The 10,319-nt window shown below is 60.9% G+C and carries 9 protein-coding genes; 5 read left to right on the forward strand and 4 right to left on the reverse strand.

The genetic code is table 11. The annotated features are described in order from the left end of the window. Positions 1-110 precede the first annotated feature (110 nt). On the reverse strand, positions 111-488 hold the full coding sequence (locus ACIREA_RS17905; RefSeq protein ID WP_397383688.1) for a hypothetical protein: 378 nt from the start codon (positions 486-488) through the stop codon (positions 111-113). A 14-nt stretch (positions 489-502) separates the two neighbouring features. Then, a complete protein-coding gene (locus ACIREA_RS17910) occupies positions 503-967 on the reverse strand; it encodes a dimethylsulfonioproprionate lyase family protein (RefSeq protein ID WP_397383689.1) in 465 nt (154 codons plus the stop codon). 80 nt (positions 968-1,047) lie between these two features. On the opposite strand from ACIREA_RS17910, the gene ACIREA_RS17915 reads away from it, so the two are divergent. Continuing rightward, positions 1,048-2,250: a serine hydrolase domain-containing protein gene (locus ACIREA_RS17915; RefSeq protein WP_397383690.1), complete on the forward strand. Its 1,203-nt coding sequence runs from the start codon at positions 1,048-1,050 to the stop codon at positions 2,248-2,250. A 32-nt stretch (positions 2,251-2,282) separates the two neighbouring features. After that, complete coding sequence (locus ACIREA_RS17920; RefSeq protein WP_397383691.1) at positions 2,283-3,095, forward strand: alpha/beta hydrolase family esterase; 813 nt, start codon at positions 2,283-2,285, stop codon at positions 3,093-3,095. Positions 3,096-3,194: 99 nt separating this feature from the next. Here the strand turns inward: ACIREA_RS17920 and ACIREA_RS17925 are convergent, their stop codons facing one another. Beyond that, the gene (locus ACIREA_RS17925) at positions 3,195-3,557 is read right to left on the reverse strand and encodes an arsenate reductase family protein (protein ID WP_397383692.1); all 363 of its coding nucleotides are present in this window, start codon (positions 3,555-3,557) and stop codon (positions 3,195-3,197) included. Between the two features lie 212 nt (positions 3,558-3,769). Continuing rightward, the gene (locus ACIREA_RS17930; protein WP_397383693.1) at positions 3,770-4,684 is read right to left on the reverse strand and encodes an RluA family pseudouridine synthase; all 915 of its coding nucleotides are present in this window, start codon (positions 4,682-4,684) and stop codon (positions 3,770-3,772) included. Between the two features lie 87 nt (positions 4,685-4,771). Here ACIREA_RS17930 and ACIREA_RS17935 point away from each other — a divergent pair, with 87 nt between their 5' ends. The 3 genes from ACIREA_RS17935 to ACIREA_RS17945 form a co-directional block, all read left to right on the forward strand. Then, complete coding sequence (locus tag ACIREA_RS17935; RefSeq protein ID WP_397383694.1) at positions 4,772-7,192, forward strand: serine/threonine-protein kinase; 2,421 nt, start codon at positions 4,772-4,774, stop codon at positions 7,190-7,192. A 497-nt stretch (positions 7,193-7,689) separates the two neighbouring features. Continuing rightward, complete coding sequence (locus ACIREA_RS17940) at positions 7,690-7,965, forward strand: hypothetical protein (RefSeq protein ID WP_397383696.1); 276 nt, start codon at positions 7,690-7,692, stop codon at positions 7,963-7,965. A gap of 99 nt (positions 7,966-8,064) precedes the next feature. Further along, on the forward strand, positions 8,065-10,319 hold a 2,255-nt coding region (locus ACIREA_RS17945; RefSeq protein WP_397383697.1), incomplete at its 3' end, for an Eco57I restriction-modification methylase domain-containing protein.

Raw genomic sequence — 10,319 nt, forward strand, 5'->3', positions numbered from 1 at the left:
GCCTTCGGCCAATTTGCAATTCTCAGTTTGCAGTTCTCAGTTTACAATCCCCACACACGCCGATCACGCACAAGACGCCACGCTTGACCGCGTGCCATTCTCACACGCCCCTACTTCGACCACGCCGGCTCCGGCTCCCACGTCTTCTCCCCGTGGCCCACGCCAATCAGCTCCGCCTCTTCCTCTTCCTCTGTCTGCTCCAGCAACGGCGCAAACCTCTCCGACCGGAATCCCAATTCCTGCTTCACGCTCGAATGCGGATCATCCGGATTATTCAGCTCCTTCAGCAGCAGCAGCAGGTCAAACTCCGCCCCCGCCAGCTTGATCTCCGCATCGTCATTCACCACAAACTGCGGATTCGAGCGCCCCGCACGCAGCGCGCGCACCGTGTAAATCTCATCCTTTTTGGGCAATGACTTGTACAGGTCAAAGACCCAGGGATCGAATTGATCATCAATGCAGACAACTTGCTGGCCGGTTTTAAACATGAAATGAAAAGAGATTACGGGTGTACGAAATGAATGCCGTGCTCGCCGGCGATTTCCACGATGCGTGCCATATCCGGAGCACCCGGTTTGGCAAATTCCTCCGCACAGCGGTCAAAGAAAGTCTCAAAGCCCGACGGCACTGTGGTAATGAGCATTTTCAGCGGCGTGCTGCCCGCATTGCGAAACGCATGCACCACGCCCTTCGGCATGAACACCGCTGTTCCTGGCGGCACCGCCGTCCACTGCCCGTCTTGGAAAAACTCCACGCTGCCCTCGATGACATAAAAATTCTCATCCTCCCGCGTGTGGTAGTGCGGTGGTGGTCCGCCCCCGGGATGCGTGGTCTCGATCCATTGGGTGAAACGACCACCCGTCTGCTCGCCGGTGATCACAAACTCGACTTCATCTCCAAAAACAGACATGCCCCGCCCCTGTCCGGGTGGAGTGATCACAGGAATGGCAACGCTGGCTGAACTCATGCCCGCGATCGTAGCATACCCCGTGCAGCAGGCAAGGCATTGACATACCACACCATTTCCGGCGTACACTGCACCACACCATGAGAATATTCCGCCTCACCGCCTGCCTGCTGCTTTCGCTGTCTCTCACCCTCCGCGCCGAGGTAAAACCAGCCGCAAAATCCATTCGTGAAAGCATGGAGTCCTTCGTCAAAGAGGGCTCCCTCTCCGGGGCCGTGACACTCTTTTCCCATGACGGCAAGATCGTCAACGAAGAGGCCGTCGGCTTGCGCGACATCGCTTCAAAATCTCCGATGACCAAAGACAGCCTCTTCTGGATCGCCTCCATGACCAAACCCATGACCGCGCTGGCAGTCATGATGCTTCAGGACGAAGGCAAACTCAGCATCGACGACCCCGTCATGAAGCACCTGCCCGAGTTCAAAGGCCAGATGCTCCTCAAGGAAAAAACCAAGGACCAAACCGTGCTCATCAAACCAGCACGCCCCATCACCATCAAAGACCTCCTCACGCACACCAGCGGCCTCGTCAGCAATTCACCACTCGACGGCAATGCCCTGGACGTCCTCACCTTGAAGGAAGCCGTGATCACCTATGCCCTCTCCCCTCTGCAGTTCGAACCCGGCTCCAAATGGTCCTATTGCAATCCCGGCATCAACACCCTCGGCCGCATCATCGAAGTCGTCAGCGGCCGGGACTACGCGAAGTTCATGGAAAGCCGTCTCTTCCACCCCCTCGGCATGCACGACACCACCTTCTGGCCGAACCCGAAGCATCTCGCACGTCTGGCCACAAGCTACCAGCCCTCGGCAGACGGCAAAGGCCTGGAGCCCACCACCATCCGCTATCTCACCGCACCCTACTCCAACAAAAAGCGTTCCCCTCTGGCCGCAGGCGGACTCTTCTCCACAGCCGCAGATCTCCTCAAATTTTACACCATGGTCCTCAACGGCGGCGAAGCCGGCGGCAAGCGCTACATCTCCAATGAATCGCTCCAACAAATGACCACAAATCAAACCGGCGATCTAAAGGCCAGCTTCACCGAAGGCATGGGCATGGGTCTGGGCTTTCACATCGTGCGCCAGCCCACCGGAGTCACCGCCATGCTCAGCCCCGGCACCTTCGGCCACGGCGGCGCTCACGGCACCCAGGGCTGGATCGATCCCGTGACCAAATCCATCTACATCCTCCTCATCCAACGCGCCGGATTAAAGAACGGCGACGCCTCCCCCATGCGCCAGGCTTTCCAAGAAGCCGCCGCAGCAACTTTGCCCAAACCCTGAGGTTTGAAGCAAGCACTCACACCTCTCCGCCCATGATTCGCCACCTCTGTCTCCTGCTCTCCCTGCTGGCCCTCGTCGCCACCTGCCAGGCTCAAGTTCCACTTCCAGACGGCGTCCAAAAGCTCGATCTCAGCGTCGATGGCGTCGCACGCAGCGGCTTCGTCTACACCCCTTCCACCGCCAAGGAAACTCCCGCCCCCGTCATCTTCGTCTGGCACGGCCACGGCGGCACCGCGCAAAATGCAGCGCGCAGCTTCGCCATGTACCAACACATGCCCGAAGCCATCTCCGTCTATCTCCAGGGCCTGAATACCCCCGGCCAGCTCACCGACCCCGAAGGCAAAAAGCCCGGCTGGCAGCACGCCGCAGGCGCTCAGGCAGACCGAGATTTGAAACTCTTCGATGCCACGATCGCCTACCTCAAAGAACACTACAAAGTCGACCCCAAGCGCATCTTCTCCACCGGCCACTCAAACGGCGGCGGCTTCACCTACCTCCTCTGGCAGACGCGCCCGGATGTCCTCTGCGCCGTCGCCCCATCCGCAGCACTCTCCACCCGGCTCAAAGACACCCCCTTCAAACCCAAGCCCTGCATGCACCTCGCCGGCACCGCAGATCCCCTCGTCAAATACGCCTGGCAGGAGCTCGCCATAACCAAGGTCAAAGAGATCAATCAATGCGCACCCGAAGGCACCCCTTGGGCCAAAGACTGCATCCTCTACCCCTCCAAAGTCGGTGCCCCATTCATCGCCTTCATCCAGCAAGGCGGCACCCACAAGTTCCCCCCAGAAGCCCCACCCCTCATCGCCAAGTTCTTCAAAGAACAATCCGCCGCCGTGAAGTAACCCGCCCCCTCCGGAAAGTACGATAGGCACTCCTGCCTGTCGGCCAGCGCTCCGCCGCACCCACCTCACCCGCTCATCCCAGCACCTGCGGCCCCCTTCTCACTTCCCCAGCGCCGCCTCCCATTCCCCCTCCTTAAACCCCACAAGGAACACCTTCTTCCCCGCATCCACCGCAAACGGCCGCTTCACCAGATTCCCATTCCCCGCCAGCAGCCCCAGCGCCTCCTCCGTGCTCATCCCCGGCAGCGTGTCCTTCAGCCCCAGACTCCGGTAGTCCATCCCCGACACATTAAAAAGCCGCCGCAGCTCCCCGCCCTGAGCCGCCAGCATCCCCTTCAGTTCCCCCACCGACGGCGGCGTCTCCCGAATCGCAATCTCCTCAAACGCCACCCCCCGCCCCTTCAGCCACTTGATCGCATTCTTGCACGTAGAGCATCCAGAGTAAGCGTAAACTTTGAGCATGGTGTAAATGAGGTTGTATCCCGCCGCTTAGAGAAGCGCAGATTGAGTCGATGCCAATTCGAATGACAAAGTCCCGATGACAAAACCAGCAGCTCCATGCTGCCAGTTCGCAGCCCCGTTCGGGCTTCGTCATTCGCCATTATTTCGTCATTCGGATTTACTCATTCGTCATTCCTTTGACACCCCATTCCCTTGCCAAAAAAACGCGCACCTCACCCCTCAACCAGCTTCATCCACGCCCCATACTCCTCCGGCACCTTCGCCTCAAACGCCATCGGCTGATCATGGATCGGATGGTTAAACGAAAGCTTCCACGCATGCAGCATCAGCCGCGGCACACGCACCCGCTGCTTCGCCGGATTCGCATAGATCGGATCCCCCAGGATCGCACACTGCAAAGACTCCCGCATATGCACGCGGATCTGGTGCGTCCGCCCCGTCAGCAGTCGGCACTGGATCAGCGCGCAGCCCTCGTCCACAGACAGCCGCTTCCACTCCGTCACCGCATTCTTCCCCGCCCCGTCCAGCAGATTGCTCATCCGCTTACGGTCCACCGGATGCCTCCCGATCGATGTCTCGATCCGCCCGCTCTCCTCATTCGGCACCCCGTTCACCACCGCCAGGTAGATCTTCGAGATCCGCCTCTCTGAAAACGCCTCCGTCAGCCGCCGGTGCGCGATGTCATTCTTCGCCACCACCATGCAGCCGCTCGTGTCCTTGTCCAGACGGTGCACAATCCCCGGCCGCATCTCCCCACCGATCCCGCTCAGATCCTCGATGTGGTGCAGCAGCGCATTCACCAGCGTCCCGTCAGGATTTCCCTCCGCCGGATGAACGACAAGCCCCGATGCCTTGTCCAGCACTACGATGTCGGTGTCTTCATACAAAATCGTCAAAGGAATGTTCTGGGCCTTGATCTCCACCTCCGCTACATCCGGCACCGTGAGACTCACCGCATCCCCGCATTTGAGCGTAGCACCCGCCTTGACCGCCTTCCCATTCAGCGTTGCGTGTCCCTCCTTGATCAAGTCCTGCAATCGCGAGCGCGACATATCCGGCAAACGCCTCGCGAGGTGTTTGTCGAAACGATCGCCTATATCCACTGTTTCACTGATGAGCCAATCCACCCTATAAACTCAAGATTCGAATTAATAAGGCAAACTGTAATTTCTGGCATATCGAATGCGTCCTGCTACTGACAACATCCGTCACCCTTGATTCTCGCCCCTCCAGAACAGTCCTTTTTGAGCACCTGCCCGGTGTGTCAGAAGCAGATTGATGTCACCTCCCTGGAGCCCTTCACCAAGCTCAAGTGCCCCTTCTGCGGCCAGATGGTCCGCGTCCGCCGCCGCTTCGATCAGTTCATGATCATCCGCCAGATCGGCGAAGGCGGCATGAGCCGCGTCTTCGAAGCCGAAGACGAAACCCTCGGCCGCCGCGTCGCCCTCAAAATCCTCAACCGCCAGTACTCCCGCGACTCCATCCGCCTCGAGCAGTTCCGCCGCGAAGCCCACATCACCGCCAATGTGACGCACCCCAACGTCATCAAGCTCTACTCCGTCGGCTATGACCAGGGCTACTTCTACATCGCCATGGAGCTCGTCGGCGGCGGCTCCCTTGAGCAGCGCATCCGCCGCGAAGGCCACCTCAAAGAAGACGAAGCCCTCCGCATCGGCCGCGAAGTCGCCGAAGGCCTCCGCGCCGCCCAGCAGCTCACCCTCATCCATCGCGACGTCAAACCCGCCAACATCCTCTTCACCGAGACCGGCACCGCCAAAGTCGTGGACTTCGGCCTCGCCCTCTTCGTCGATCGCGGCGGCGATCAATCCGGCGAGATCTGGGCCACCCCCTATTACGTCGCCCCCGAAAAAGTCATCGAAAACAAAGAAGACTACCGCAGCGACATCTTCTCCCTCGGCGCCACCCTCTACCATGCCATGACCGGCAATCCGCCCCACAAGGCGGACACCGCCGCCATCGAAGACCTCCGCCGCATCAAGTCCAAGCGCGTCACCCTCGGCGAATCCGGCCTCCGCTTCTCCCCCCGCACAGAGCACGTCATCAATGGCATGCTCTCCTTCCATCCCGAAGACCGCTTCGCCAACTACTCCGAAGTCGTCGATGAAATGCGCCTCGCCGAAGGCCTCCTCGATCGCGGCAGCGTCCGCCGCCGCCTCGTCAATCGCCGCACCCGCCTCATCGGCCTCATCGCCGCCGCCATCATCATCGCCTACGGCATGGGTTGGCTCCTCCGCGAAGGCGGAGAGCGCCGCAACGTCCGCGCAGCCATCCAGCTCGCCACCGCCAATGAGCGCGAGCTCGACGGCTCCGGCGTCACCCTCACCGCAGACAAAGCCAACAAAAAAACCGTCTCCGAGCGCTTCACCGAAGCACGCCAGGCCATGCTCGAAGGCCGCCAGTACGCCACCGCCGAAGACAAGTTCATCTCCCTCGCCAAATCCAAAGACGTCCTCCAGCCCACCGCCAACTGGGCCCGCTTCAATGCCGCACTCTGCAGCATCATGCTCGATCACAAAAAAGACGCCGCAGACCAGTTCGCCAAGCTCGCCACCACTCCGGATCTCAACGGCCTCGCCCCCTTCTTCGCCAAAATCCAGGACCGCATGTCCCACGACTTCGGCCTCGGCACCCCCCTCCATTCCCTCGACTACAAAACCACCAACGAAGAAATCCTCGGCTATCTCGTCCACGGCCTCGCCGAATGGCACTTCGGAGACGCCCTTCTCGGCGCCCAGGAGCTCGAGCACTTCCAGCAGCATCTCGCCGAGACCCAGCAGCCCCCCACCGCCGCCTCCGCAGCCACCCTCGAATGGCTCACCCTCTACAGCCCCCTCGTAGACCGCTACAAGCCCGACTTCGCCCTCGTCCGCGGCGCCCTCCAGCCCAAGCGCTCCGGCACCATCCCAGAGCTCCGCACCGCCCTCGCCGAAGTCCAGCAAGTCCGGAAAAATCTCAAGACCAGCGGTGCCTTCCTCCGCTTCATTACCGACCTGGAAACCAACTACCAGCGTGAGATCTCCGGCATGACCCTCGAAGAGCAGCAGCGCCAGATGGAGGCCGACAAAAAACACCGCCAGGCCGACCTCGAGCTCCTCGCCGAAGTCAACGCCCTCGTCCCCTCCCTCGTCCAGGGCTACGACTACACCCGCGCCATCGACCTCCTCAGCGGCACCCGCCTCGAAACCGCAGACGTCCGCACCGCCCTCGACGGCCGCCTCTACCTCTACACCCAGTCCCGCGACTTCATCCGCCAGCTCACCACCGATCTCACCACCAAAGGCTGGACCGGCACCATCACCCGCCGCGAAGGCGGCCAGCTCACCGGCCGCATCACCTGCAACCCCGCCGGCACCCAGATCAGCGTCACCCTCGATCGCGGCACCCTCACCCTCCCCTTCGAAAGCCTCACCCCCGAGACCCTCGTTGAAATCGCCCAATCCCTCGGCACCCAGGTCACCGACTCCACCGACTACTACCGTCGTCAGGAAAACACCGCCGCCTTCGCCCGCCTCACCGGCCTCACCCAGCTCTCCACCACCATCGCCGCCCAGCTCATGGAAGAAAACTCCTCCTTCCGCATGCGCTGGATGAAAGTCATGGCCGCAGGAATTTAAAAAGTAGCGCGGGCAATCCTGCCCGCTCCGGTTCCGCATACGTAGCACGGGCAATCCTGCCCGCTCCGGTTCCGCATACGTAGCGCGGGCAATCCTGCCCGCTCCAGTTCTGCTTACATAGCACGGGCAATCCTGCCCGCTCAGGCTCCGGTTCAGCTCCCGGCCACACCCAGCGGCAAAAAGTGTCCCTATCGCAAAGGTAGGGCGGTTGGTCCTCCAACCGCCGCCGCACGTCTCCACGCCACCCTTTCGGAAATCCATTTCGAAAATCGCTCCCCCCTCTTGGTCGCCAAGTCTGCCAAGCAGACCGCCTGAAGTACGACAGACACTCCTGTCTGTCGACCAGCGCCCACCCATCCTCCCCGGCCCCCAAATACCCCTCGCCGTTCGAGTCAATTCGCGGTCATTCGCGTTGGAATCAATCATTCTTCCCGCATCGGCCTCCGGCATCTAAAAAGTTGCCCAGTTGCTGTGCAACTGGGCCCCTTCCTGTCCTCATGAGAGAACACGCGGATACACCTCTGCGCATCATTCCACTGGCGGAAAAATCGCGCAGGCAGTTCTTCCACATGGGCTGTTTGAAGGCCAACGGCCTTCCGTATTTCAGCCCAGGGATGCCGAGCGATAGCGAGTGCTTCCCTGGGTACGCAAGACGAACACAGGAAAGCAAACCCAGCGCTGCGCAAAACCCAACGCCCACCAGCAGCGTCGGCAACACGCCCCGCCGCACCAATCCGGACCTCTGGCCACCCACCATCACCTTCATGCAGTGATCATCCAAAAAATCCCAGCCACCACTCCACCAACATCCCCTCATCCTCCGTTTCCCTTGCCATCCGAATCGTCCCCATCTTTGATAAGCAAAACAACCCATGGCCGTCGAAACCAAGCCCCTTTTCAATCCCGATCTCATCCGTCAGCAGGTGCATATCTTCACCCTACCGGAATCCGTCGGCGCTGCCCAGCCCCGCCTTCAGCATTGGGCAGACCTCATCGCATCCGGCAAGGCGGACACCTTCAAGGAAACCGCCCTCCTCCCCGAGTTCCTCTCCGACATCTTCGGCCAGCTCCTCGGTTACACCAGCCCCGCCGGCCCCGGAGACAGCTTCACCCTCCTGCGTGAAACCCATGTCGAGGTGGACGGCCAGTTCGCAGATGCCGCTCTCGGACGCTTCACCACCGAGACAAAAAAATACATCGTCGCCGTCGAGGGCAAAGGCACGCGCGATCCATTGGATCGCCCCTTTTCAGGCCGCCGCTTGTCCGCCGTGGAGCAGGCCTATCGCTACGCCATCAATCTCCCCTGTGATTGGATCATCGTAACCTCCATGCGGGAGACGCGGCTGTATCACAAAGGCTCCAACCAGCACACCTACGAACGCTTTGAGACCACACGTCTCGCCAGCGATGCCGCACTGCTAAAGCGCTTCGTCTTCCTCCTCGGCGCGGAGCGCGTCGTGCCAGCGCAGGGGGAAAGCCATCTCAATGCCTTGCTCCGCACTTCCGAGTCCGCCGGGCGCGAACTCACCAACAAGTTTTACGCACTCTACGCAGACATCCGCCAGGAGGTTTTCGGCCGTCTCAGGGTCGCGAATGATCAGGTGGAGCCGCATGAAATCCTGCGCTGCACCCAGAAGCTGCTCGATCGCATTCTCTTCTGCTCCTTCTGCGAAGACCGCGTCCTGCTCCCGCCCAACACCGTACGCCACGCCTTCGAGCACAGTGATCCCTACAATCCCCGGCCCATCTGGGAGAACTTTCGCGGCCTCTTCCGCTCCGTCGATGTCGGCAATGCCGGACTGAAAATTCCCGCCTACAACGGCGGCCTCTTCGCGCATGACCCCGGCCTCGATACCCTTGCCGTACCGGATGAAATCTGCGCGCTCTTCCGCGATCTCGCCGACTACGATTACCGTCCGGCCCGCGAGATGGCGGAGGCCGCAGACACCCAGGAAATCCGTCCCGTCATTGATGTGGACATCCTCGGCCACATCTTCGAGCAGTCCATCACCGACCTCGAACGCCTGCGCCAGGAATTGGAGCGCGATTACAGCACCCTCGTCGATGAAAAGCAGGCCAAGACCCGCCGCAAAAAGGAAGGCGCGTTCTACACCCCCTCCTTCATCACCCGCTACATCGTCGAGCAGACCCTCGGTGCCGTGCTGCGTTCCCGCTTTGAGGCCCTGCGCATCACCGAAGAAGCCGCCGCCACCGGCACCGCCAAGAAGACGCTCACCGATCCCAACGCCTACGATCTCCCCGCGCTCAATGAGCCTCAGCGCAAAGCGCTCATCCGCTTCTGGGAAGAATGGCAGGAAGTCCTGAAGACCCTGCGCATTCTCGATCCCGCCTGCGGCAGCGGTGCCTTCCTCATCGAAGCCTTCGATCAGCTTCACGCTCACTACGAAGTGTCCAATGCGCGTCTGGAAGAACTGCGCGGCCACCGCACCCTCTTCGATCTCGACCGCCAGATCCTCCAGCACAACATCTACGGCGTGGATCTCAACGCCGAGGCCATTCAGATCTGCCAGCTCAGCCTCTGGATCAAAACCGCCGCCCATGGCAAGCGCCTCACCAGCCTCGATCACAGCATCCGCGAGGGCAACAGCGTCGTCAGCGACTCCACCGTGCATCCCAAGGCCTTCGACTGGCAGGCCACCTTCCCCGAAGTCTTCGCCCAAGGCGGCTTCGATGTCGTCGTGGGAAACCCACCCTATGTGCGGCAGGAACTCCTCACACCCTACAAGCCCTGGCTCGAAGCACACTACGCCAGCTACCACGGCATGGCAGATCTCTACGTGTACTTCTACGAACTCGGCCAGCGTCTGCTAAAGCCCGGCGGCCTGCTCTCCTACATCGTCACCAACAAATGGATGAAGGCCGGTTACGGCGAGCCCCTGCGCCGCTTCTTCCGGGATCAGACCTGGATTCGCAGCGTCGTGGACTTCGGCCACGCCAAGCAAATCTTCGAGGAGGCAGATGTCTTCCCCTGCATCATCGTCGCCGAAAAACCCACCAGCGAAGAGAAGCCCAAAACCGCCCGCCTCTGCACCATCCCCCGCGAACAATTGCGCATCGACGATCTTACAGTACAGATCGAGAAAGAAGGCGCGGAACTCGATGTCGA

The sequence above is a fragment of the Prosthecobacter sp. genome (assembly GCF_044373815.1).
Taxonomy (GTDB): domain Bacteria; phylum Verrucomicrobiota; class Verrucomicrobiia; order Verrucomicrobiales; family Verrucomicrobiaceae; genus Prosthecobacter.